At 34.0% G+C, this 25,811-nt stretch carries 24 protein-coding genes, 1 pseudogene and 1 riboswitch; of the genes and pseudogenes, 10 read left to right on the top strand and 15 right to left on the bottom strand.

What is annotated here, in order from left to right:
* Positions 1-204 precede the first annotated feature (204 nt).
* From FH144_RS08750 to FH144_RS08725, 6 genes are all read right to left on the bottom strand, one after another.
* Positions 205-936, bottom strand: coding sequence for an alpha/beta hydrolase (locus FH144_RS08750; RefSeq protein WP_242315165.1), 732 nt, complete (start codon positions 934-936; stop codon positions 205-207).
* A 62-nt stretch (positions 937-998) separates the two neighbouring features.
* Positions 999-1,850 carry a patatin-like phospholipase family protein gene (locus tag FH144_RS08745; RefSeq protein ID WP_242315163.1) on the bottom strand — a complete coding sequence of 284 codons (852 nt, stop codon included), beginning with the start codon at positions 1,848-1,850 and terminating at the stop codon, positions 999-1,001.
* Positions 1,851-1,883: 33 nt separating this feature from the next.
* Positions 1,884-2,570, bottom strand: coding sequence for a phosphatase PAP2 family protein (locus tag FH144_RS08740; protein ID WP_242315161.1), 687 nt, complete (start codon positions 2,568-2,570; stop codon positions 1,884-1,886).
* Between the two features lie 406 nt (positions 2,571-2,976).
* Positions 2,977-3,348, bottom strand: coding sequence for a Na-translocating system protein MpsC family protein (locus FH144_RS08735; RefSeq protein ID WP_242315159.1), 372 nt, complete (start codon positions 3,346-3,348; stop codon positions 2,977-2,979).
* Between the two features lie 68 nt (positions 3,349-3,416).
* Complete coding sequence (locus FH144_RS08730; protein WP_242315157.1) at positions 3,417-5,987, bottom strand: DUF2309 domain-containing protein; 2,571 nt, start codon at positions 5,985-5,987, stop codon at positions 3,417-3,419.
* 15 nt (positions 5,988-6,002) lie between these two features.
* Positions 6,003-7,502, bottom strand: coding sequence for an NADH dehydrogenase subunit 5 (locus FH144_RS08725; RefSeq protein ID WP_242315156.1), 1,500 nt, complete (start codon positions 7,500-7,502; stop codon positions 6,003-6,005).
* A 517-nt stretch (positions 7,503-8,019) separates the two neighbouring features.
* On the opposite strand from FH144_RS08725, the gene FH144_RS12120 reads away from it, so the two are divergent.
* A complete protein-coding gene (locus FH144_RS12120; protein ID WP_103165687.1) occupies positions 8,020-8,082 on the top strand; it encodes an alpha family phenol-soluble modulin in 63 nt (20 codons plus the stop codon).
* A 942-nt stretch (positions 8,083-9,024) separates the two neighbouring features.
* Here FH144_RS12120 and FH144_RS08720 read toward each other — a convergent pair.
* On the bottom strand, positions 9,025-9,249 hold the full coding sequence (locus FH144_RS08720) for a hypothetical protein (RefSeq protein ID WP_198612202.1): 225 nt from the start codon (positions 9,247-9,249) through the stop codon (positions 9,025-9,027).
* A gap of 636 nt (positions 9,250-9,885) precedes the next feature.
* On the opposite strand from FH144_RS08720, the gene FH144_RS08715 reads away from it, so the two are divergent.
* From FH144_RS08715 to FH144_RS08705, 3 genes are all read left to right on the top strand, one after another.
* A complete protein-coding gene (locus tag FH144_RS08715; RefSeq protein ID WP_242315153.1) occupies positions 9,886-10,422 on the top strand; it encodes a hypothetical protein in 537 nt (178 codons plus the stop codon).
* A gap of 71 nt (positions 10,423-10,493) precedes the next feature.
* Positions 10,494-10,946 (top strand): DUF6978 family protein, encoded by a 453-nt coding sequence (locus FH144_RS12115; protein WP_481914060.1) that lies wholly within the window; start codon positions 10,494-10,496, stop codon positions 10,944-10,946.
* Positions 10,946-11,722 (top strand): DUF1828 domain-containing protein, encoded by a 777-nt coding sequence (locus FH144_RS08705; RefSeq protein WP_242315151.1) that lies wholly within the window; start codon positions 10,946-10,948, stop codon positions 11,720-11,722. The genes FH144_RS12115 and FH144_RS08705 overlap by 1 nt, the downstream gene beginning before the upstream one ends.
* Before the next feature lie 246 nt (positions 11,723-11,968).
* On the opposite strand, the gene guaA is transcribed toward FH144_RS08705, so the two are convergent.
* The 4 genes from guaA to xpt form a co-directional block, all read right to left on the bottom strand.
* Positions 11,969-13,510, bottom strand: coding sequence for a glutamine-hydrolyzing GMP synthase (gene guaA / locus FH144_RS08700; protein ID WP_242315149.1), 1,542 nt, complete (start codon positions 13,508-13,510; stop codon positions 11,969-11,971).
* 167 nt (positions 13,511-13,677) lie between these two features.
* Positions 13,678-15,144: an IMP dehydrogenase gene (gene guaB, locus FH144_RS08695; protein ID WP_198612203.1), complete on the bottom strand. Its 1,467-nt coding sequence runs from the start codon at positions 15,142-15,144 to the stop codon at positions 13,678-13,680.
* A gap of 38 nt (positions 15,145-15,182) precedes the next feature.
* A complete protein-coding gene (gene pbuX, locus FH144_RS08690) occupies positions 15,183-16,451 on the bottom strand; it encodes a xanthine permease PbuX (RefSeq protein WP_242315147.1) in 1,269 nt (422 codons plus the stop codon).
* Positions 16,448-17,029, bottom strand: a complete 582-nt coding sequence (gene xpt, locus FH144_RS08685) for a xanthine phosphoribosyltransferase (RefSeq protein WP_242315145.1) — start codon at positions 17,027-17,029, stop codon at positions 16,448-16,450. The genes pbuX and xpt overlap by 4 nt, the downstream gene beginning before the upstream one ends.
* A gap of 255 nt (positions 17,030-17,284) precedes the next feature.
* A riboswitch (purine riboswitch) is annotated at positions 17,285-17,387 on the bottom strand.
* 213 nt (positions 17,388-17,600) lie between these two features.
* On the opposite strand from xpt, the gene FH144_RS08680 reads away from it, so the two are divergent.
* The 3 genes and pseudogenes from FH144_RS08680 to FH144_RS08670 all read left to right on the top strand — a co-directional run.
* A complete protein-coding gene (locus FH144_RS08680; protein ID WP_242315143.1) occupies positions 17,601-18,008 on the top strand; it encodes a general stress protein in 408 nt (135 codons plus the stop codon).
* A 145-nt stretch (positions 18,009-18,153) separates the two neighbouring features.
* On the top strand, positions 18,154-18,822 hold the full coding sequence (locus FH144_RS08675; protein ID WP_242315141.1) for a hypothetical protein: 669 nt from the start codon (positions 18,154-18,156) through the stop codon (positions 18,820-18,822).
* A gap of 118 nt (positions 18,823-18,940) precedes the next feature.
* Positions 18,941-19,439: pseudogene (locus FH144_RS08670) on the top strand (DNA-binding protein); the annotation flags it as partial.
* Positions 19,440-19,772: 333 nt separating this feature from the next.
* On the opposite strand, the gene FH144_RS08665 reads toward FH144_RS08670, so the two are convergent.
* The 3 genes from FH144_RS08665 to FH144_RS08655 all read right to left on the bottom strand — a co-directional run bounded on the left by FH144_RS08665 (position 19,773) and on the right by FH144_RS08655 (position 21,339).
* A complete protein-coding gene (locus FH144_RS08665; protein ID WP_242315139.1) occupies positions 19,773-20,561 on the bottom strand; it encodes an SDR family NAD(P)-dependent oxidoreductase in 789 nt (262 codons plus the stop codon).
* Positions 20,562-20,627: 66 nt separating this feature from the next.
* Positions 20,628-20,957, bottom strand: a complete 330-nt coding sequence (locus FH144_RS08660) for an antibiotic biosynthesis monooxygenase (RefSeq protein WP_242315137.1) — start codon at positions 20,955-20,957, stop codon at positions 20,628-20,630.
* A 16-nt stretch (positions 20,958-20,973) separates the two neighbouring features.
* The gene (locus FH144_RS08655) at positions 20,974-21,339 is read right to left on the bottom strand and encodes a YbaN family protein (RefSeq protein ID WP_107507698.1); all 366 of its coding nucleotides are present in this window, start codon (positions 21,337-21,339) and stop codon (positions 20,974-20,976) included.
* A gap of 224 nt (positions 21,340-21,563) precedes the next feature.
* Between FH144_RS08655 and FH144_RS08650 the strand changes: the two genes are divergently transcribed.
* Positions 21,564-22,952 carry an L-cystine transporter gene (locus FH144_RS08650; RefSeq protein WP_107507697.1) on the top strand — a complete coding sequence of 463 codons (1,389 nt, stop codon included), beginning with the start codon at positions 21,564-21,566 and terminating at the stop codon, positions 22,950-22,952.
* A gap of 86 nt (positions 22,953-23,038) precedes the next feature.
* Here FH144_RS08650 and nfsA read toward each other — a convergent pair whose 3' ends face one another.
* On the bottom strand, positions 23,039-23,794 hold the full coding sequence (nfsA, locus tag FH144_RS08645; protein ID WP_242315135.1) for an oxygen-insensitive NADPH nitroreductase: 756 nt from the start codon (positions 23,792-23,794) through the stop codon (positions 23,039-23,041).
* A gap of 158 nt (positions 23,795-23,952) precedes the next feature.
* Between nfsA and FH144_RS08640 the strand changes: the two genes are divergently transcribed.
* Both FH144_RS08640 and ahpC read left to right on the top strand, forming a co-directional pair.
* Positions 23,953-24,732, top strand: coding sequence for a 2-keto-4-pentenoate hydratase (locus tag FH144_RS08640; RefSeq protein WP_242315133.1), 780 nt, complete (start codon positions 23,953-23,955; stop codon positions 24,730-24,732).
* Positions 24,733-25,235: 503 nt separating this feature from the next.
* A complete protein-coding gene (gene ahpC / locus FH144_RS08635) occupies positions 25,236-25,805 on the top strand; it encodes an alkyl hydroperoxide reductase subunit C (RefSeq protein ID WP_107507694.1) in 570 nt (189 codons plus the stop codon).
* The last annotated feature ends 6 nt before the right edge of the window (positions 25,806-25,811 follow it).

Below are 25,811 nucleotides of genomic sequence, written 5' to 3'. Positions count from 1 at the left end.
TCCCTTTAACGCGTTAAAGCGTTTATGCAATTAAGTACTACTTTATCATGTCTTCGCCTAAAGTGCAATATGTGTAAAAGTTCATTTCCAAAGATATAAACAGTTAACTTACGAGATGTAAAATGTGAATTTATTTGTTTTTACTGCCAAATAAAAACAGGTCTGAACATTTACTTATATGCTCAAACCTGTTTAGTATTTTTATTATTTTGAAGTGAAAAATTCGACGATTTCTTGTTCAACATTATCACTACCGTCGCCATGCGTCATAAGATGTTTACATAACGGATGACTTGATAACTCTTTATCGTCACTATTAATATGGTCGAAAATGTAATGTGCACTTTCTTGATATGAAGCTTCATCTTTTTCACCGTATAAGATTCTAGCAGGTGTGCGAATATCTTCTAAATGTGCCGTAATATCTGAAATAAAGTGTCTAAACTTAGTAATATTTGGACGATAGTCCTCAATCACGCTTAATTGTTTTTGCGCTTCAACTTCATCTAAATTGAGTAACTGGTTCATACGTTGACCATAACGTTCCATTCGCCATACAATACCCGCTTCGTCCTTTTCACTTGGTGCAGACATAACCGCAATCTTCGCAACTTCGACTGTTTCTGCTAATTTTAAAGTGAATAGTCCACCTAATGAGACCCCAGTCGCATATATCGTTTTATAGCCCTCATTTTTTAAAAATTCATATCCAGCCATGACATCGTTCCACCAGTCATCAATATTAAATTGAACAAATTGATCTAATGGCAAACCATGTCCTCTATAATTAGGGGCGTAACACGTATAACCTTGATTATTAAGGACAGTGGCTAATGGTTTAATATCACGAATCGTCCCTGTAAATGAGTGTAGTAATAATACCGCTTCGTCACGTGTACCTATAAGATGAATTGGATGTGGCGACTTAACTTTCATTGAGTATCTCTCCCTTTTCAAATAACAATTTTTATACTGCCGGCCGTCTTAAATATTGAAAATTAATCTACCCACTCGTTATATTCTTCATGGATACGTTGAGCGAGTGAAAGCCCTTGACGATAACCTGCATTACCTACTTTGATAATATTCTCTGGATTATAAATGTTATTCCCAATTTCTGCTTCACTAGCACTATCCGGTTGAATAACCAACACATGACTCTGTTCGCTTAACTGTTCAGCATCATCATAAACACTTGGTATCATCCCTAATCCATCAGCTAATGGTGCTAAGATAATAATGGATTTAGCACCTTTGGCTAACATCGCATTAGTTGGCGACACCATACCACCATCTATCCAGTCGCTATGATTCAAACGAATATGAGGCCAAATTCCTGGCACAGCTCCGCTCGCAGTAATCGCATCTTCAAGTGTTACATCACTTCGCGAATTGAATACTCCAACGTCTCCCGTTCTAGCATTAATCGCCGTAATGTCCAAAATATCTTTCCATTCAACATCACCTAAACGTTGACGAACTGCTTGCTTACGTTCCTCTAAATCCATATGAGAAGGTCTTGTATAGACAATATCTCCCAACATTTGTCCTACTTTTTGCGCATCATCACGTCCTACGACAAAGGCATTTTGCCATAAACGATAAATATCAGAAGATAGCGTTGCCCTATCATTATCGTCTCTTCTCTCATCTAATTCATAATAATAATCTTTCATATCATAGCCATTTACTAATATCGCACCAACAAACGCACCCGCGGATGTTCCAATCACTCTATCCGCCTTATCCACGTTCACGCCATTCTCTAGTAATCCGGCCAACACCCCAGCTTGCCAAGCAATGCCAGTAATGCCACCTCCACCTAATACTAATGTACGTTCTTCTGTCATCGCTATCTCTCCTTATTTTTAAACGACTTTGAACTACCTACTATTCTCAGGCTTTTTAGGAAAATTAAGATAAAACAACGGAATAATCATTAAATACAACGCTATCCACAACATACCTAGCGACACGCCTCCAACGACGTCGATAATATAATGGGCATGAAAATATACTCGACACCATAATACGCCTAGCCAAATGATGACTGTGATTAGGCTAATAATCAGTCTTAACGCTTTACTTTTAATAATCGGTATAACGACAATAAGCAAGGTAAGTGCTAGTAATGTACTTGCATTAGAGTGTCCACTAGGGAATGAAAATCCATGGTCACGTATTAAATGATTGTACGGGCGTTGTCTTTCAACCATTTGTTTAATTAAATAGTTTAGTAACGTGCCTGTATAAATACTAAGTATTAGCCAAATAGATAGCTTATAGTTTTTAAAAAGCAAGATGAGGGCTAAAAATGCTGTGATATATAAAATAGATTTAACTTCGCCAATTTCTGCACAAAATGTAATAAAATTATGCCAAATATTCCCTTGGAAATTTCGTTGTGGCTTACCAAATTGTTCTGTAACCCAATGTAATGACGCTAAATCTATATGTTGAATGATCCACGTATCCCAAATTACATTCAAAGCTGCAAAAATAAAAATAAGTAACCCTACGATAAACATGGGAACGGTTATCGATGGTGCAAATTCTCTCTTTTGTTTCATACTACTTCACCAATTTCTAATTTCATTTATTTCTCCATATTAAAACATTCATAAGGAGGTTGGGACAAAAGTGCTCAGGATTTGAGCAGAACCGAACGATGAACAAAATTGTTCTTCAAATTTTGGCGAATCGTGACGGTATCTGCCGAGAATCCTACTTTTGGGACACCGTATATCAGTTTCCCAGAGCACTAATCATTAACGTCTCAATCTCTTAAATATGATGGTTAAATCATTAAAATTCTGCAATCGATTTACCTTATCAATATGTGTTTCTCTCAACTCTCATCATGCCTTTGTGTAAATTATACACTAAATCGTCAAAATTCGCTTATTAAACAAAATGGGAGCGCCAACAAAATCTAATATAATTGAAAGATTTCATTGTCTCGCCCCCATAGGGTGACTATTTAGTTTTGTAAAGTCTTTCAAAGTTATCCTCTAATTTGAAGACGATGACACGCTCTCCGGTAATCGTACTTAAATCACTATGAAAGCTGTTCACACTAATACCTGTAATATCTAATATCAGCTGCATTAAATCATCTTGTCCTGACTCGACAAGTTCTGAGCGAGTACGTTTAATGTTCAGTAAACCTTCTTGAGTTTCACATACACGATATTCTGCAGGCGTTAATACACCTTGTAAATTGACGATAATCATATCGCGTAAGATGTCCGTTTTGACCGATAGGGAACCTCGACCGAGAAAGTCTTTTTCCCATTGCGTGATTGCTGTACTAATTTCTGCTTCGTAAGCACCTTTAGATTTAGCCATGGTAATCATAATTCTCCTATTGATAGATTAACCTTATTTTATCACTATTTTCGGAAAAACCGAACTCCCTACCAATCTTTCCAACTATCATGTTCGTCGATACTTGCCAAGCGTACCCAGTGGTTATCCACTTTCTGCTTAAATTTAATATTATTCTCAAGCAAGGCCTTAATGTGACTGTCTGGTGCTTGAATCACTACTAATAGACGAATAGGTGAATGATAGATTTTGTTATCTGCTGCCATGACAGATTGCCAAGGTAGTCCCGCTAGTAAGTCACTCGAATTCCCTTGCATTACCCCTACGCCTGAAGTTACCGATTGTGTCGCCTTATTCCCACTTCCGTAAAAATGTGGTGCTACCGTTGAAGCGTAGTATTGTAAATTAATCCATTGAGCTACGAGGGCGGGTCCTGAAATAATTGTGTTCAGTATTTGACCATCGGAATCTTTTTGCCAATCATAATTATGTAAGAAAGCACGTCCTTCTAAGTTCGTACCTTCAGTAATTCGTCGTTGTCCGATAATAAACTCTGCATTACGCGCAAGTCCCCATTCTGGGCGGATTTCACTCCAGTCGTTCGCAAAGCGGTGTGCCTCAGCTACAGGATCTTTTACATGGCCTTGGTCTAAACCTGGAAGTTGTGCTAGGCGTTCTAAATTCGCTTTATAGCTAATTCGAGGCATCGCTTCTTCTAACGTGTTAAATGCTTGTTGTGCTTCAGGCGTTAATTCTGGCATATAAATCCATTCTAATTCGTCGACTGATGTTTTATGTTCAGCTGCGACAAATACGGTTTCATTTGGAATGTTAATATTTTCAGCTTTTAAGCTTTCTCGTACATGAGTCAAGTTACACATCATTGCGAGTAACTTGGCGTTAAAACCGCTTGAAGCACCGCCACATGCGCCACACTCTAATGTCGCATGATATGGATTGTTATTGGATTGACTACCATGTCCACCGAGAACGATTAATGGCGCAAAATTTGTAGTTAAATCCATAAGTTGTAACGCCTGTTTTGTAAAGGCGACTTGGTCTTCTTCAGTAAAACCAACCGGTAAATTTCCATACGCCCCATGTTCACGGTTAATTGTTAACTTGGCTTCAGGCTTTTTCAACCAGTTTTTAGTAAATTTGCGTACAAAGTTGCCTGTTTTCTTCGGCATTAATGTACTGGCTAACGTATTTAAACTTAAGAACGGACCACTGAGTTCTGGTAATAATAAACTTGGTAAAACATTATGTTTCATCAATTTAAACGTATAAAACATAGACGTGACTGAGTTCTGTTGTTGATTATAAGTATTTAAGGCATGACGATCTGCATATTCCTTGATTGTGTATGCAGGCGGCACCATAACTGGTAAAGAGTTATGACTGAACTGTTCGTCTAACGCTTCTTTACGAATCGGCAAACCAAAGAATCCAGCAATACCAATCGTTTCAAATGGTCCTTCACTTTCTAAATGACGACGAAATGGTTCTGAACGTACATCGATACAGAACGCCAATTGCACTTGTGTAGACGGTTTCTCTTGAGGATTAGAGGTATCATATATATCTTCAACTAGTTTACGTTCATGTGTTTCTTCCCATGCTTCAAGCCATAATTTTTTAAAATAAAGTGGATTAAAGTCATGCGCAAAGCTTAAATGTTCAATTTGGTCTGAAATACTCATAGATGCCCATTCATCAATTGACATTTCACCATAGTAAAGCCACTTACTTACCAATTCTTTAATACGTCTTTCGACATTTAAGACTGCCGGACGACTCATTTTTTCAGTATCTAATAGAATACATTCCATTGTTAAACGAATGGCTAAATATTGTGTTAATAAATCCGCTTCTCGCTCACGTTGTTCGGCGCGATAATACATCATGCCGGCCCAACCTGGTAAGGATAATAGATGTCCTGTTAAATATGATTCACGTTCATCTTCTGCGATATCTAAATGATTTAAAGCCATGATTAATGCTTCTCTATAATCATTTGGTAATGTTTTGACCATTTTGCGCTGTGTCTTCGTCAACATAGGATCATGTTGCGCTAAATGTAGCCACGCTATGTAAAATCCTTCTTCACGTTTAGGCATCGTCCAACTCGATTGGAAATTATCTAAATAAAGCTTTGACCATTTAATAATATGCGTGTTTAATTCATCCATAAGCGATTCGCCTTTAGCATTAAAGGCGTTAGCGCTTTTTGAACGTGCATATTTAAATGGTTCATTTTCAAAGACGCTTTTAAGCTTTGATACTTCTATCTTTAAATATGCTTCTTTAGTAATTAAATCGGTTGGTACATCTTGAATACGCATTGCGTTTTTACAATAAGTATCGATATGGTCTTGTGGCACTGCAGTTTCGTATGATTGAACCGCCTGTTTAAGTTCTTCTTCTACGAGAGATTTGTCGATTTCGCCATTTTCCAAAGCAGTCATCACGGAAGCATGGCTTGGATATAAGTCAATGTCACGTACGTGTTTAAACCATTGGGCTACTTGATCGAACGTTTGATGTTCCATTTCTTCCCAAGGGTTACGTGCCGCAAATATCGAAATAGGTGAAAGTGGTGTAATCACACGACGTGCCGATTTAACAGTGTCTTCAATATTATATTTAGTTATAGTCATGTAAGGTTTCACCTCTTATAAATATTTCTTCAAATAGTTAGGATGGCTTTCAACAGATTTAAATTTTGCTTCTCCAATCTTAACGAGCCATAAATATACTTTCGCAAAAGCTGTTGAATCACGACGACGTGCGACCCAAATACTAAATATGCTACCTAGCACTAGGATGGCTATACAAATGATTACACTTATTAATGGTGGATGTGATGTAATCATGTAGACGTTATGTAATAGATTCACAAATATTTGATGTGTTACCACGTATACTGCTGCTACGATAATGAGCATAGCAATACCGATTACACGGCCCATTACACCTCTATTAAGTGCTACGAGTTGATTCCAAGATACAGATAATGACCATGCAAGAATGAACGCACTAATTAATGTATACGGCGTATGGTCACTCATAATGAAAAAGATAACTGCTATGGCTATAGCAAGGGTTCTACCTAACACCGTCCATGCGTATGAGCGTTTCACGTTTGGTGGCGTCGGAATATTAAAACGTTTGACGATAGAACCTGATTGTAAGAATAAAGTCGCTTTAAACACACCGTGCAAAATCAAATGAATAATTGCTGCCGAATAAACACCTAATGCACATTGCACAAGCATAAAGCCCATTTGACTCATCGTTGAGCCCACTAACTGACGTTTATAATCCACATGTACTAAGCTAATTCCTGAACCAATAAGTACTGAAATACTAGAAATGATTAAGAGTACAGTTAAAGCAATATTATTATCGAACACTGGCGAAAAACGTGTAAGAATAATTCCTCCAGCATTCACAATACCAGCATGCATAATGGCCGATACTGGCGTAGGTGCTACAACGGACTCAATTAACCAACTTTGGAAAGGATATTGTGCTGCTGGAATTATCACAGCAAGTACAAGTAATAAATCTACAACTAATTTCAAACCATAACCCATTACGTTGTCATAGTCTTGTGACGGATCAATGACCCATTCTCCGGTACCTATGTAAAAGACGACCACTGCTAAAAGTAACGCTCCCCAGCCAATGATAAACGAACGTGCTGAAACCTTTGCAGCTTCTGCCGGCACTTTCCATGATTGATTAAGTCGTATCAGTTGAGTTAGACACCATAACGTAAGCCCCCAACAAACTACCATTAAACGTAAATCATTACTTAACCAGCCAATTGAAGCAAATATCGTCATACAAGTGTACAAAGGAAAATATTTACGGTAGTTGCGATCTCCAAGTAAATATCGTGTTGAGAACTTTTGAATAATAAAGCCTAAAGCTAAGACGAAGACGCCTACTAGCCAAGCGAGTTTATCTAATGCAAACACGCCAACGACTTCTCTGCCATTTACTGTTATTAATCCGATGACTCCTACAATGACAGGTAATAAGAGTAAAGTTAAATGTAAACGTATGTATTTTACAGGAACAGATGGAATTAAAAATATTATTCCACTTAACACTGCAATGACAAGCGTTACGAAAAATAAGGTCAGTAATAAACTTGAACTTAACATTGCCGCTCCTCCATGTTTTAAAACTTTTTAATTTTCATAGTGCTTATAGTATTAACAATATAAGAAAATGCCTGCAATAGTCTAGTTTTATCCCTATAATGGAAGGTTTAACTAACTATTGCAGGCTTCTTTATGAACGCATTTAATTAATATATAAATACTTTTTCAAGCTACCTTGTATGTATGTTTTAGCTACACATGTCTTACCCTTCAAGTGCACAATGATGAACACACCTTGTACAATTGCCTGATACAGACCTATGTAAATTTTAGACGTAATAAATACAATATAAGAAAATATTGAATAAATGTCAATCTCCTAGGCGGCTAGGAATAGTTTTGAAATCTCGCTTTTGCTTATATTTATAGAAAATAAGCAACTAGGCATGAAAAGATGTGATTTCTCGTCCTCAATCTAACACTTACGAAGCGCTTTCAATAACTTAGGAAATAACGCTCTTTTATTGATATTTCAACGTTATACTTTAGATAACATTTAATAAGGAGGTAATTCCAAATGTCAATCATTTCAGGTATTATTGAAATTGTTAAATTCATCATCGACTTAGCTACAAAATAATTCGCATATTTCGTACATAAAATTATAGAAGCAAGAGGTTGGGACAAAAGTGTTTAGGATTTGAGCAGAACCGTACGAGGAACAAAATTGTTTTTCAAATTTTGTCGAATCGTGACGGTATCTGCCGAGAATCCTGCTTTTGGGACACCGTTTATCGGTTTCCCAGAGCACAAAGCATTAATGTCTCATTCTCTTGTTTTTGTTGTGTAAAAAGTGAACGTCCAACCGATAAATATCAATTGGACGCTCGTGGATAAAATGAATTTCTTTGTTTAACTATAAAATACCACACTTTTCCTCGTTTGCATGTAACAATTATGTGAAAACGCTTAAAAAAGTTTTAAAATTCTCTCAAAAATTTAATTTTTCCCTTGATTAATTGTGACAATTTAAGCTTGTAAAAGCGTAAAATTTCACAGATAATATAAATTAAGTATTAAAACAAACACTTTTTAAAAAGTTGTAGAATAAAAAGCCTGAGATATTTATATAAAAAATATCTAAAATTTATCAATGACAAGCTTACAAGGCTTTTGAAATTATATTAGACTTCTAGCTAACTCCCATTTCATCTTAGAAAGGAAACATCAATGAAAACATTAAATTATATTAATCTGTTATCGATTTTTTTAACTATGGTATGTCTTTTTATTGTCTATTCTTCGTTATTTACCGATTTATACCGTCACACTTTCTTTAGCCTATGGTATTGGCCAGGTGCGCTTATCTTATTCTTCACATTAATGTCTAACGCTTTATGTTTACTTCTCAATTCTAAAATCATTTTAAATATTTCCTTGTTTATCACAAATATCGTGTTATTGACTATGTTTACGCTACCCTTTTTCCAAATTTAGCTAGGTTATAAATGTGGAGTTTTTTAAGTTGAAAATGAGTTTCTAGTGTAGTTGTACAACATTAAGTGAGCTTTTAAGACGATGGTTAGCCAATTAATACAAGGTATACACCACCTGCAAGAGTAATAAATTTAAATAAATCATTTTTCGTTAAATCACCTAATAAAATGACACAAAGACCTACTATCGCAAGTTGGTGCTCATATTCAGTTAAGCCCATAAATTGACCAATCATCATGATCACACCGTAGATGATGTACCCTATCATAAAGCCTAAAGCCATATAACTTAATAAGTTAATTATTTTCAAAATTACCCAATCCCTTAGCAATAAAATAAATATAGACTCAATATACCAAAAATTATATGTGACACAAAGGTTGTAGAGCTGGGAAATGTTTATACACTAGATATTTAAATGAAGTTAATACTATCTAATCTTTTTAAAAATTGTTACTACCATTATAAAATTCTAACCGCTTCCTATTACAAAAATTATTTGCACTTATTTATAGATTTACATATTTAAGAAATATTAAATTATCGTATTCTAAAGTAGCCTACTTTACATAATTTTATAGCTTTTCTAAATGAACTACTAATAGTGAAAGATCTTATATTTATTAAAAGTAATAATTTAAAATATGTTCAAAAGAGAAAAATACTTAGATAATTCTTTAGTAGAAATTTTCTTTAGATTATTAAAACATAAAATGTGTTAGGTTATGATGTTTAAAGCATTTTTATAACTAAAATAAGATTTCGTATAAATTTTAATTTTTATAATAAAATAACAATTAATATTCTCGTCATCTAAACAAAGTAGGAAACAACTCTTTAAATTAGTATAATAAACTTAAGTGTGGCTTTTTGGCCAAGCACTATAGAGAATGATAGTTTATTTTTCTATTTAGATTAAAATTTAATAGAAATAAAGGAGAAAATAATGAAAAAGATATTTGCTATTTTACTGACAAGCTTTTTAATTCTAGGAGCATGTAACAATAATGATGATACTTCTAAAAAAGATGAAGAGAATAAATCAATTACAAAATCAAATGATTATAGTAAAGAGAAAAAGAGGTCTGATAAGAAATCTAAAGAAGATAATCTAAAGAAAAAAAGTTCCCAAGACAATAGTCTTACTAAAGAACAACAACAAAATAATAAACAAGTTACTCAACAAGTGAATACTAAACAACAAATAGAAACCACTCAGCAGCAAATTGAACAAAATAATCAAAATATTACTAATCAACAAAACCAAGCTCCTCAACCACAAAATCCTAACGCTTTGACAGAGCAAGAAATACAAAATGAAATTGACGAAAAAGCAAATACTGAGCAAGGTGCAGAAGTCATTAGAAAATTAGGTCAACAAGGAATAAAAGTTGAAAACCCTTATAAAAATGTAGATTTAAGTGATGCAGAACCACCTAGCGATCCTGAAGTTATAGCTAACGATAGAGCTAATGGATATTAAATTTAATTGCTACATAATCTTATATTTTATCGCGCTCGCATCACATTTATATAGACGAAGGAGATTGAGATATGGAGAAAAGTTTATATGAATCTTTGCTAAAAAAAATAAAAATTTTCGAGAATAATATAGTTCGTTTACCAATTCCAGGAGAACAATCAAAGCACACTTTAATTCATATTATAGATGATTCTGAAAAATTCAGATTAATAATTAATAAGAAGGGGCACAGAAATCCAGATAATTTAACAATTTTACTTAATAGTATGTCGTATAAATCTCCAATGATACGTTTTGATGTTAATGGCTCTGATCATGCTCAGGTGCCAACGCCCCATTTACATATTTTTACAGAGGAATACGATAATGGAAAAATTGTTATCCCCTTATCTGACATTACAAATAAAGAACTAGTTAATGAACTTCTCGATTCACTTGAATTCTTTATGAATTTCGCTAATATAAAGCCTGATAATGTTATAATAGAACCAAATTTACTATTAGCGAAATGGAGTGATAATTAATGGAATCTATCGAACAAAAAATGGATGAATATTTTAATTGGTTGAAACAAAGTTATAAATATAAAGAGTTAGATAATTCTACAGAAATTACCACTCCATTTAAAAACCACTTAAATGATTATATTAGAATTTATGCCGATACATTACCTAATGAAGAGTTTATATTATCTGATGATGGTTTAACTATAAATGAGTTAGAAATGTTCGGTATTGATATAAATACTAAAACTAGAACAAGAATAATACAAAACGTTTTAAACCAATTTAATTTAATTTTAGAAAATGATGAGATTATTGCAAAGGTTAAAAATGAAAGTTTTGCTCAATCTAAGCACAACTTAATTCAAGGAATATTGAAAATTTATGATATTACAATAACATCTAGAAGCAATGTTTCAAGCCTCTTCTATGAAGATGTGTTTAATTTTTTATATGAAGAAGAAATAGTAGGAGCTGCGAAAGTTTCTGTTGCTGGTGAATCTGGTATAAAATATTCTATTGATTACATCTTGCCAGGAACAAAATCTAAAGCAGAAATACTTATTAACTTTGCAAATAACTTAGACTTTAATAAAGTAACTAATGATGTGTATATATATAGGGATGTTAAACCTAATAGACCTTCCAAAAACAATTTAAATCCAAGAATGTTTATAATCGCTAACGATGTAGACCACCCTATTAATGTTAAAGCTAGTCAAGTAGCAGAACATGAAAATCTTTCAATATTAAGATGGTCCAATAAAAATCAAATTAAAACAGCTTTGACAACTTAATAAAAGATTTTTTCAATAACTTCTATACTCTTTTTTACTCATTTAAATTATCATCTCATAAAAAAGGGGTTCCCTATACGTATATACGCATAACAAACCCTCATAAATTGATCTTTGCATTTATATTATACAATTCCTAATAATAAAATTATAGCATTTTATATTTATTACTTTTATATCCTTCCAATCAAACACAAAAACACCCTCTAACCGTTATGGCTAGAGGGTGTTGTCATCTTATACCTTTTATTCCCATTCTATGGTGCTTGGTGGCTTAGAAGTAATGTCATAGACAACGCGGTTTACGTGGTCTACTTCGTTAACGATACGGCTTGAAATCTTTTGTAGAACTTCCCAATCGATACGGGCAAAGTCACTTGTCATACCGTCAATAGAAGTTACGGCACGGATACCTACAGTATGATCGTAAGTACGGTAGTCACCCATTACACCTACAGATTGGATGCCTGGTAGAACTGTAAAGTATTGCCAGATATCTCTTTCAAGACCTTCTTCACGTACGACTTCACGTAAAATTGCATCAGATTCACGTACGATTTCTAATTTATCTTCTGTAATTTCACCTAAGACACGGATACCAAGGCCTGGTCCAGGGAATGGTTGTCTCCAAACTAAATGTTCTGGAATACCTAACTCAATACCTAATGCACGTACTTCATCTTTAAATAACGTGTTGATAGGTTCAATCAGTTCGAATTCCATATCTTCAGGTAATCCACCTACGTTATGGTGAGATTTGATCGTTTGCGCAGTTTTAGTCCCAGATTCAATCACATCGGTATACAATGTACCTTGTGCTAAGAAATCAACATCTGTTAACTTAGCCGCTTCATCATCAAATACATAGACAAATTCATTACCGATGATTTTACGTTTTTGTTCAGGGTCAGACACGCCTTTTAATTTATTCATAAAGCGATCTTGAGCATTAACACGAATAATATTCATATCAAAGCCTTCACCAAATTGTTCCATCACCATGTCGCCTTCGCCCTTACGAAGTAAACCATGGTCTACGAAGATACATGTAAGTTGATCACCAATAGCTTTATGTAATAATACTGCTACTACAGATGAATCTACCCCACCGCTCATCGCGCATAATACTTTACGGTCGCCAACACGTTCGCGAATCTTTTCAATCTCAATTTCAATAAAGTTTTCCATCGTCCATTCACCTGTACAATTACATACACGACGAACGAAGTTTCTTAATAAGTCATTACCATATTCTGTATGACGTACTTCCGGATGGAACTGCACACCATAAATACGACGTTTTTTATCTTCAATCGCAGCGTAATTCGTACTTGGACTATCAGCAATCACTTCAAAACCTTCAGGAATTTCAATTACTTTGTCAGAGTGACTCATCCACACTGTTTGTTCAACAGGTAAACCGAAGAATAACTCATCAGATTTTGCATTAATTGTAGCTTTACCATATTCACGTTCATTAGCGCGTTCAACTTTTCCGCCTAAAAGTTTCGTCGTCAATTGCATACCGTAACAAATACCTAATACAGGCACACCTAAATTATAAATTTCAGGATCGATTGTAAATGAACATTCTTCATAAACTGAGTTAGGACCACCTGAAAGAATAATACCTTTAGGATTCATACGCTTAATTTCTTCAATAGACATTTCATGATCGTGCAATTCACTGTAAACGCCCATTTCACGAATACGACGCGTAATAAGTTGGTTATATTGACTACCGAAGTCTAAGACAAGAATTAACTCTTGTTCTTTAGCCATTTCCATAATTGTGGGTCTCCTTTAAATTTAATTTATGTAAATAGTAGAGAAACGCTTTCCCAATGCCTTGCTTTAAGGTCTTCTTGAAAATGAATTACCCCATTCAACAATCACATTTAAATAGAAAAGCGTCCTCTAGTTTTATCTCACAAACTTACTCGTTCAACTTGATATTAAAATGAATAGTTTGGTGATTCTTTAGTAATTTGTACATTATGTGGGTGACTTTCTGCTAAACCAGCAGGGCCCATACGTGTAAATTGAGCTTCTTCACGTAAAGTTTTCAAATCAGGTGAGCCAGTGTAACCCATACCAGCTCTTACGCCGCCCATAAGTTGATAAATTGTATCTTGTAATGGGCCTTTATAAGCTGTACGACCTTCGATACCTTCTGGAACAAATTTTCTAGGAGATTTATCTTCTTGGAAGTAACGGTCGTTTGAACCTTTTTCCATAGCTCCTAAAGAACCCATGCCACGGTAAACTTTATATTGTCTACCTTGGAAGACTTCAGTTGCGCCTGGGCTTTCTTCAGTACCAGCAAGAAGACTACCTAACATTACAGCATGTCCACCAGCTGCTAAAGCTTTGATGATATCGCCTGAGAATTTAATACCACCATCAGCGATAATTGCTTTGCCGTGTTTACGAGCTTCAGTTGCACAGTCATAAACGGCTGTAATTTGTGGTACACCTACGCCTGCTACTACACGAGTAGTACAGATTGAACCTGGTCCGATACCAACTTTAACAACATCTGCACCTGCTTCGAATAAAGCGCGTGTTGCTTCTGCTGTAGCTACGTTACCTGCAACGATAGTAATGTCAGGATATTTTTCTTTCATTTTTCTAACTTGTTCAATTACGCCTTTTGAGTGGCCATGTGCTGTATCAATAATTAATGCATCAACGCCAGCTTCTACTAATTTTTGCGCACGGATTTCTGTATCTTTAGACGTACCGATGGCTGCCGCTGCTAATAAGCGACCGTGTGCGTCTTTTGCTGCATGCGGGAATTCAAGGACTTTTTCAATATCTTTAATCGTAATTAAACCTTCTAGACGACCATTTTCAACTAATGGTAATTTTTCGATCTTATGTTCTTGAAGAATTGTTTCAGCTTCATCTAATGTTGTACCAACTGAAGCAGTAATTAAGTTTTCTTTTGTCATTACGTCAGAAATTTTAATTGAAAAGTCTTCAATGAAACGTAAGTCACGGTTAGTTAAAATACCAACAAGTTGTCTTGATTCTTTATCACTGACAATAGGTACACCAGAGATGCGGTATTTACCCATTAATGCTTCCGCTTCATATACACTTTCATCTGGAGTTAAGAAGAATGGATTTGTAATAACGCCATTTTCTGAACGTTTAACTTTTTGAACTTCTTCAGCTTGTTCTTCAATGCCCATATTTTTATGAATGACACCTAAACCACCTTGACGTGCCATAGCAATTGCCATTTTTGATTCAGTTACTGTATCCATACCCGCTGAGATAACTGGGATATTTAATTTAATCTTATCTGATAATTCCACACTTAAATCCACATCGCTTGGTAACACATCTGATGCAGCTGGAATTAATAAAACATCGTCGAAAGTTAATGATTCTTTAGCAAATTTATTTTCCCACATTTATAATACAGCCTCCATTTTTTATAAAGTTAGTCTTATTATTTCACATTTTCTTCACTTTGTTTATACTTCAAGCCATTAAAAAAGAAATTAAGAATAATGGCTGAAATTGCACCTAATACAATGCCGTTCTGAGTTAACCATGCAAATTGCTCACCTAAAGCTTTAAAGGCTTGTGGTACTGCACTGATACCTGTTCCTAAACCTACCGACACCGCAATAATCAATAAATTATTTTGGTTTTTAAAATCGATGTGTCCTAAAATACTAACACCATATGCCATGACCATGCCAAACATAGCAATCATAGCGCCACCTAAAACTGGTAAAGGAATGATGTTAGCCAGTGCACCTAATTTAGGAATACAACCACAGATTAGAAGTAAAATAACCATGCCATATATAATCTTATTCTTTTTAGCACCTGAGAGAGATACTAAGCCAACATTTTGAGAATAAGCAGTGTAAGGGAAGGAATTAAAAATTGATCCTAGAATAATCGCAAGACCTTCCGCAGTGTAACCCTTTCGGAAATCTTTACGTTCAAGCTTTCTACCAGTGATTTCACTCAATGCATGATACACGCCTGTAGATTCAATTAAACTGACAATTGCTACAATCGTAAACACTAAAGTAGCACCGACATCAAAGCCAAAGCCTGAGAAACGGAATGGTCTAGGAATGCCAAGCCAATGTGCTTCTCCAACTTGGTTAACGTCTACTGCACCTAATAAACTCGCCAATATAGTACCTATGACTAAGCCTATGAGTATGGCAATCGATTTTAAAAAGCCTGTAGTGAACCGTTGCAATACTAAAATAACGACTAGCGTTACGCCTCCTAAAATTAAATTTTTAGGATTACCATAGTCTTTGGCGCCTTCTCCTCCGGCCAAATAATTCATCGCAACCGGCATTAAATTAATACCGATAATAGTTACCACACTGCCTGTAACGACAGGCGGGAAGAATTTGACTAAGTATGAAAAGAACGGTGCAATGATGACGACTAGAATACCTGACAAGAATAAAGAGCCATAAAGTACGTCTAAACCTTTCGTTTGGCCTATTAAAATCATAGGCGCTACGGCAGTGAACGTACATCCTAATACAATAGGTAAGCCAGTACCTGTCACTTTATTCGCTTGTAAGAATGTTGCAACCCCACACATAAAAATATCGACGGTTACTAAATAAGCAATTTGTTCAGGAGTGAATTTAAGGCTTGTACCTACGATAATCGGTACTAGAATAGCTCCCGCATACATTGCCAATAGATGTTGCAGACTTAAAATGAAATTCTTCATTCGTCTTCACTCAATAAAGTAACTTTATTACCTTTTAAAGAGGCTACTTTACATAATGAAGACACAGTTAAACCTGCCTCTTCTAATCTTTGTCTGCCGTCTTGGAAGCTTTTCTCAACAACAATTCCGATACCTACAGTTTTAGCTTTTGCTTGTTGTGCAATATCATAGAGGCCTAAAGAAGCATCTCCATTAGCTAAGAAGTCATCGATAATTAAAACTGTGTCATTTTCATCTAAAAATTCTTCAGAAACAATGACCGTACTCGTTTTATTTTTAGTAAAAGAGTGTATATCAGTAGCGTAAAAACCATCTTTTAATGTGCTTGGTTTAGCCTTTTTCGCAAATAAGCAAGGCACATCAAAATGTAGTGCAGCCATAATAGCCGGTGCAATACCTGAAGCTTCAATAGTTAAAATCTTTGTTACACCTCGATCTTTAAACTGCTCGTAAAAAACTTTACCTACTTCATGCATTAACTTCGCGTCGATTTGATGATTTAAAAAAACATCAACCTTTAAAATCTTCTCATCAATAACAACGCCATCTTCTTCGACTTTTTGTCTGAGCGCTTCCACTTCAAAACCTCCTAAAATTGTATACAAAAAAATCCTCAAACGTCGTAACGAGTTCCAGGATCTATGAGTGAACAGCCAATACAATGTAATATACAATTTCAAGAAGATGACGGTTTAAATGTATCGTTTAAATACTTTATTTTAAAAAGTTGTTCAACCCCATAGAGTCAGTTTGAAAGCTTAGTCATACTCTAAAATCAAACAATCGTAATATCGTATTTCTAGATAGCATTTAAATATACGTCTATTTTCTAGCTGTATTGTTACTGAACTCATAGTCATGTCGTTTGCGGCAACATGGTAGAAACTTCTAAAGCCATATTCTTTAGATTATATGAGCGATATAAATTATTTACTGATGATAGCAAATTATCGCCTTATTTTCAATATGATAAAGAGAGTTGGAGCCAGATATTACAATATTTACAAATGTAAGCGTATAACAAGACGAAATAAAGCGTTATTTGTAAACTCCATTGATTTAATTATATAATAAGTATAGTTTAGTTTTATCAACGCTTATTAGGGTATATTTTAATAAAAGTAGGACGAAAGATGGAGGACGATTAATATGGCAGATTTTACTGTATTAGACAAACAAAATGAAATTTATAACGTTATCGAAAAGAAAAAAGCTGAAGGCTATTCAGAAAACGAATTAGTCGTAGTTAGTAAAAGTAAATTACACTTAGATGATTTACATAACTCTCAAATTACATTAATTGCTACAAGTGGTTCATTTAGCGACCGTATGTCAAGATTATTAACTGGCGAAGACGGAGAAGAAGCTGTCTTAACTCGTTTCAACTTAACTGAAGATCGTTTAGAAGAGTATAAACAAGAAGTCTTAAAAGGTAAATATTTAGTAGTTGCTAATAAAGACAACACTTCACACAACGAAGTTGAAGAAAACAATTCAGCTTATGAAGAAATCGATATTACGCATTATGCTAACGAATCTAAAGGTCCTAAATCATAATTTCTAATTTTAATAACCACAAATTACCGTAAGATGAACTTTCACAATAGTTCATTTTACGGTGTTTTTATTAATCACGAATTTATATAAGTTATCCTATTTGGAAATGTGCTATACTATAACAAAAAATTACGGGGGTGACGTCGTGGAATTTCATACAATTCAATCTTTAAAAGATGAATATTTTGATAAAGCGGTCGAATTCTACAATCAACAATTGGATATTAACTTTTATGAAAATAGCGCATTAGTTAAACAATCCTTACAAAACAACAAAACTGAAAATGATTACGCTATTGTGATTGGCACAGAAAAGAATGAAGTCGTGAGCCTCGCCTTGGCTCATTATGAAGCCACGACTAATTCAGCATTTCTAGTTCACTTAATGGTAGCTCCTTCATCAGACTATGATGAGCTATTTGTGCATACCCTTGAAAAAATTGAAGATCAATTAAATAAACTAGCTCAAAAAGTACATTCTCGTGACATTAACTTTATGATGATAGAAGTACCAAAAGAACATAGCACAGAGGTAGAATTTGATGAAGAAAAGTTAGCACATCGTCAACAGCTATTATTAGACAATGGTTTTGAAAAACAAAGCGAAATTAATTATCTTCATCCTAACTATACTAAGGATGAAGAACCTTTTGAGGTAGACTTGTTTATTAAATCTAATATTGAACTTACAAAAGACATTTATCCAGCTAGTGTGAAATCGAACTATATACTTAAATATGTTTTTGCTAACGGTATTTCAAGAGAAATTATTTATCCACTTTTAGAGAGAATGAATTTACGTCTTCCCTTGTAAGAACACTTGAAATGAGCAATATAAAGGGTTAAACTAGTATGCGAGGTTAGACTGACGTTTCACTGACCGAAGACAAACGTCAGTGTACATAAATATTTATACGAAAGGACTTCGAGCTATGTTAACTAAAGAATTTGCTCAACGCGTCGAACTAAGTGAAAAACAAGTCCGTAAAATTGTCCAACATTTAGAAGAACGTGGCTACCAACTTAGTAAGACCGAATACCGTGGCCGTGAAGCTACTGATTTTAAAGATGAAGATATTGAACTTTTCCAAGATATTGCTGAAAAAGTTAAACAAACAAATAGTTATGATTTAGCCTTTGAAGAATTAGAAAAGGAAAAAGACTTTTTACAAGTCATTGTCAAAGATGATAACGAACAATTACCTACTGACAATAGCGTTTCTCAATTAGTAGATGATTTACGCTCTGAAATTCAAAAAATGCGTGAAGAACGTCAAATGCTTGGTCAAATGATTAGCCAAGTTCATCAACAACAAAATGAATTAAAAGAGCTACAAAGTCAAATCACTGAAAAATTAGAAACTAACAATCAATCATTACTTGCGATTCAAAATTCTCAAGAAGCTATTCAAACTGCTCAAAAAGAACAATCAGAATACACTAAAAATAGTTTAGTTAAAGAGATTAATGATAATAATCAACAATCGATTGACACATTAAAAGAAGATATTAAAACACAACAGTCACAATCTTCACCTCTCGGCAGACCAACTGAAGAGAAAAAAGGATTTTTAGCACGTTTGTTTAATCTTTAATAATCTAAAGAACTTTAATATAATTTAAGGGTTTCATCGTCTAATTCAAGCAAAACCCAAAAGTGAGACCATGATTGCTCACCAGAAATAGCCTTAAGATGATTTAGATAAAGTCATCTTAAGGCTATTTTTTATATATGCTTATAAATTTCAATAATCAATCATAGCTTTAGCGTTGATTTAATTTTGCTTTTTTAGCGTGTCTAGCTGCTTTAACGTCTTCTGGTGTTTTTCTATTTTCTTCTGCTTCTTTTTTAGTTGCTTCGTCACCGCAAACAACATGGTCTTGTTTGTTTTTCAATGCTTCGTAACCTTGTTTCGCAACTAATTCTTTATCATTTTTAATACTGTCGTCTCCAAAGTAACTTGAGTCCATACCAGCATTATGATGAAAATCTGTATTAGTAGCACCAGGCAACATTGCTGTTACATTGATATTACTTTCTTTTAATTCTTCTCTTAACGCTTCTGCAAACATGAAACCAAAGGCTTTAGACGGTCCATATACCGTTTCGTAAGGTGTTGGTAATGTTGCTGAAAGTGAAGAAACAATTAAAATATCGCCTTTTCCATTTTTATCCATATGTTGTGCTACTCTTTTTGCCATATGCACAGTGCCTTTAATATTAATATCGATAAGGTTAAGTTCTTTTTCTAACGGATTGTCTAAAAAGGCGCCGCCTAAACTTATTCCAACATTTAATACTGCAGCATCAAGATTTCTATTTTTAGAAGCAACAAAATTCCAAAAGTCTTCTACACCTTCATATGTTCCAGCGTCAGCTTGAAATGGATAAGCTTCTACACCTAATCGTTCAATTTCTTTAGCAGATTCATAGATTCTTTCACTTGAACCTGACATCGCTACATCAAAGTTATCTTGGGCAAATAATTTTGCTAATTCAAAGCCAAGACCTGAAGATGATCCAGTAATCATTACTAATTTTCTTTCACTCATCTATATCTCTCCTTAACTTAAAGTTCTTTATAAGATATTAGAGTACCCAAATAGTTTTATTTAATGCTATTTATCATATTGTTTATATTTATAAGCGACTTCATAAGTGATAACTTCATTTTTTAGAATAGGACTCTCACTATCTTCACTATGTTGTCTTACATTTTTATGTGCATTTTTAAATTCATCTGAATGTAACCAGTTGTTAAATGCATCTTTAGACTCCCAAATAGTTAGTATCTTAACTTCATCTACGTCGTTAGTATCATTAGTGATGGTTACCATCATATCTTTAAAACCTTTAATATTTTCAATACCTTGTCGCTTATTAAAGCGTTCTGCTGTTTCTTTAGCACTACCTTTTTTCAATTCTAATCGATTTTCAGCCATAAACATGAGTTATGTCCCCCTTTTAATTTTCCGGAAGTGTTTTTACAAAAGTGAATAGAACTATCGTTTGTAGACATACCATTATTACCAATCCAATTCTTACAAGAGTGTTATCAATCATAAAAATTGAAAACCCAATTACTATATACAAACTAAGTAAAAGTTTAAATTTATTTTTCAAGGTGTAGCCTCTATTATTTTTAAAACTTTCAACGTAATTTTTATATATTTTAGTGTTTACAAGCCATTTTCTAAATTTTTCTGAGCTATTAGAAAAACAAATAACTGCGACCAATAAGAAAGGCGTTGTTGGTAATAAAGGTAAGACGACACCTATAAAACCAATTATGGTAAATAAGATCCCCACCGTTATTAAAATGTATTTCAAAAACAAACCTCCTAATGATAATCATTTTCAATTATATAATAGAAAATTGCCATAGTAAATAACTAGCAAAACAATTAATAAATAATTTTATAAGTTTAATTAAATTAATAATAAAAATAGGGTTATCTGCATCTTTTTGCCTTCAGGTATTGAATTAACAACTAAACAGTATTATTCTTATTAAGTATATCGGAATTAAAAATTGCGCAAAGGAGACTAATTTCATGGGGACGCTTTTTACAATTATTAATATTGTTATAATGATCGCCTTTATTATTGGGCTATTTATTATGGCTAAAAAACATGTGTCATTCCCTAAAAGAGTATTTACTGCCCTAGGTATAGGGATTGTATTCGGGATAGCTTTACATCTAATATATGGCGTTAACTCTAAAGTAATCGAAACAACTACGGACTGGTTTAGTATTGTCGGAGACGGCTATGTTGCTTTATTACAAATGATAGTTATGCCATTAATCTTTATTTCAATTGTTTCTGCATTTAGCAAAATACAAATTGGTGATAAATTCGCTAAAATTGGTTCTTATATTTTTATGTTCTTAATTGGTACTGTAGCAATAGCTGCTATAGTAGGAATTTTTTATGCAATTGTATTTGGCTTAGACGCTTCAAGCATTGACTTAGGTAGCGCAGAAAATTCACGTGGAAGTGAAATTAGTAGTCAGGCCAAAGATTTAACGGCAAATACGTTACCTCAACAAATTTTAGAATTATTACCAAGTAATCCATTCTTAGACTTCACTGGTCAAAGAACGACTTCAACAATTGCTGTTGTTATCTTCGCGGTCTTTGTAGGATTTGCATGCTTACGTGTAGCACGTAAACAACCAGAACATGGTGATTTATTAAAACGTGGTATCGATGCTATTTACTCTCTAGTTATGGCAATTGTTACTTTTGTTTTAAGATTAACACCATACGGTATCATTGCTATCATGGCTTCTACGATTGCTACAAGTGACTTTGAAGCCATTTGGACGCTAGGTAAATTTATGGTCGCATCTTATGCTGCCTTAATCACAATGTATATTATTCATTTAATTATCTTAGCAGTTATGGGTATTAACCCTATTCGTTACGTTAAGAAAACATTAGAAGTATTGCTTTTCGCCTTTACTTCACGTTCAAGTGCCGGTTCATTACCATTAAATGTTCAAACACAAACACAACGTTTAGGTGTGCCGGACGGTATAGCTAACTTCTCAGCTTCATTCGGTTTATCAATTGGACAAAATGGTTGTGCAGGTATCTATCCAGCGATGCTAGCAATCATGGTAGCACCAGTTGCACATGTAGATATCGATTTACAATTTATTCTGACTTTAATCGGAGTAGTAGTTATTAGTTCATTTGGTGTTGCTGGTGTTGGTGGCGGTGCAACATTCGCCTCAATCCTTGTTTTATCAACACTTAATTTACCAGTAGCCTTAGCTGGTGTGCTTATTTCTATCGAACCTATCATTGATATGGGTCGTACTGCATTAAACGTTAATGACTCAATGCTTGCTGGTACAGGTACAGCTAAACTAACAGGTAATCTTGATAAAGAAAAATTCAATTCAGATCAATATGGTGATTTATCTACGAATTAATGATTTGGATAATAAAGCGTAGCCAATGTTCCAATGTTGTCGTATATCAACATTATGGAATGACTGGCTACGCTTTTTTGTATTCTTTATCTTTTCATAAAACCTGCTTTATTTAATTGTTCTAACATGTCTAAACGAGCTTTTTTACCCAAGAAACCAGCTACTTGTTGTGACCAAGTTTCTGAACGATCTCCGTTTGTACGTTCTTGATAATAATTACTAATGCGCTCATCATACTTTTCTAATTCTTCTTGTTGTTCTTTTTTGTTACTATTGTATACATTTTTATGGAAGACATGTTCGAATGGTAAACGTGGTTTTGGCGAGCCATTTTCATCTTCAGAAGGTTCACCTACTGCCATTCCAAATAATGGGAATGCATACTCAGGCAAGTCTAAAATTTCACGTACGCGACCTACGTCATTACGTAATGAACCTAAATAGACGATACCGTAGCCCATATCTTCAGCGGCTAAAGCTATATTTTCAGATACTAGTGCCACATCAATTGCGCCTACTAATAGCCCTTCTGCTGATTCAAAAGACGTTTCCATATCAGTATCTACTTTTTCATTAATTAAACTATGACGATAATAATCTAAAACAAATACAAATAGGTAACCATTATCTACAACATAAGACTGCCCTGAGACCTCTTTTAATTGTTCTTTTATTCTAGAATCATCAACGCCAATAATTGAATATGTTTGTAAGTAGCTTGATGTAGAGGCGCTTTGGCCAGCTTCAACTAACTTTCTTACTGTTTCTTCACTTAGCGGATTATTTTTAAATTTTCTTACCGAATGATGTCTTTTCATTAAATCATAAACATAGTCTGCCATCACATTCTCTCCTTTTATCCTTAGTATTTATATCGTAACAATTTATATTTTATTTTTCTTTTAAAATGACCTCACAATACTACTTAAACAATTTGCATGAATACTCAATTATAGTTATCATAATAATAACAATTTTCAGATATTTAAGGAGAGATATTATGACTCAAGCAAATAAAGAAGTAGCAAACGCCTTATATCAAGCCTATGCTTCTAAACAACCTATCGAATTTATAAGTAAATCTTTCAATATTAGCGAACCAGAAGCATATAAAACGCAAGATGATTTAATTAGCCAACTCAACACTAAATATGACACTACTGTAAAAGGCTACAAAGTAAGCATGACAAGTGCTGCTACACAGGCCATTGCTAATACTGACGAGCCAGCTTACGGAACGATATTATCAAATCAAGTTGTGTTTAATGATGCTAATGTATCATTATCTAATTTATTTGATCCGTTATTAGAACCTGAAATCATTTTTGAGCTGACAGCCGACCTTCCTAAAGATGCGGATAACCAAACGATATTAGAAAGTGTGAAAATAGCTGCAGGTATAGAAATTCCTGACGCTCGCTATAAAGACTGGTTCCCTAACTTTACTTTAGGTGATTTGATTTCAGATAATACGGCAACAGGTTTAATTGTTGTTGGCGAACGCGTAGCACCACTCGATTATGATAAATTTGCAGATATTAATTTGAAATTATTTAAAGATGGGACTCAAATTGAAACTGGTCATTCTAGTGAAGTACTCGGTAACCCAGTTGAAGCTGTTAAGTGGCTCAATAAAAAGTTACATTCTCATGGTAAACAACTTAAGAAAGGTCAGTTTATTTCATCAGGTACTTTCATCTCTCCTTTACACTTAGAACAAGGTAATTATACTGCTGAATATTATAAAGTCGGTTCTGTTACAGTTCAAGTTGTAGAATAGCAATCATTTTAAATAACATTGAAATATATATCTTAACTTTTATTTTAGACAACCTTGTAGGGACGGGATAACGAAACCTTTGAAATTTAATAGTTTCTATCCTATCCTCTTTCTTTTTCATCTTCTTCACTATATATAAACGTTTCTCGTTGGCGTTTTACTTCTTCATTTTCCAAAAATAAATCCTCCTAGATACTATTCATTATCAAATACAGATGTTTAGTTGAGAATGATAAAGGATAATTGATAGTAAGAGGGATTTGAACTTTACATTATTTAACAAAAAATCTTAAAATTCAATACTTCTTAAACTTCTTAACATAATATTAAAAATCCTAATTTGACACTATTAAAACAATGATTTCACGACTATAAGCACATTAAGTTGACGAATAAGAACTGAAGTGCAATAATATTAACTAAGAGATTAGAATTATTATAAATAAGCAATTATTATTATGTAGTTCTAATTAAATTAACGAAAATCAGGAGGAATTTAAGTTATGTCTTTAATTAACAAAGAAATTTTACCATTCACAGCGCAAGCTTATGATCCTAAAAATGACGAATTCAAAGAAGTAAGCCAAGACGATTTAAAAGGTTCATGGAGTGTAGTATGCTTCTATCCAGCTGACTTCTCATTCGTATGTCCAACTGAATTAGAAGATTTACAAAACCAATATGACAAATTACAAGACTTAGGTGTAAATGTATTCTCAGTTTCAACTGATACTCATTTCGTACACAAAGCTTGGCACGATCATTCAGATGCTATTAGCAAAATCCAATACCACATGATTGGTGACCCTTCTCAAACTATCACTCGTAACTTCGATGTATTAGATGAAGAAGCTGGTTTAGCTCAACGTGGTACATTCATCGTTGACCCTGATGGCGTAGTACAAGCAGCTGAAATCAATGCAGACGGTATCGGACGTGACGCTAGCACATTAGTAAACAAAATCAAAGCAGCTCAATATGTACGTAAACATCCAGGTGAAGTATGCCCAGCTAAATGGGAAGAAGGTTCTGAATCATTACAACCAGGATTAGACTTAGTAGGTAAAATTTAAGGAGGC

The organism is Staphylococcus sp. acrmy (assembly GCF_022690565.1).
GTDB lineage: Bacteria > Bacillota > Bacilli > Staphylococcales > Staphylococcaceae > Staphylococcus > Staphylococcus caledonicus.
The sequence above is the reverse complement of the archived record's forward strand: the minus strand, read 5'-3'. Positions and strand labels throughout refer to the sequence as shown.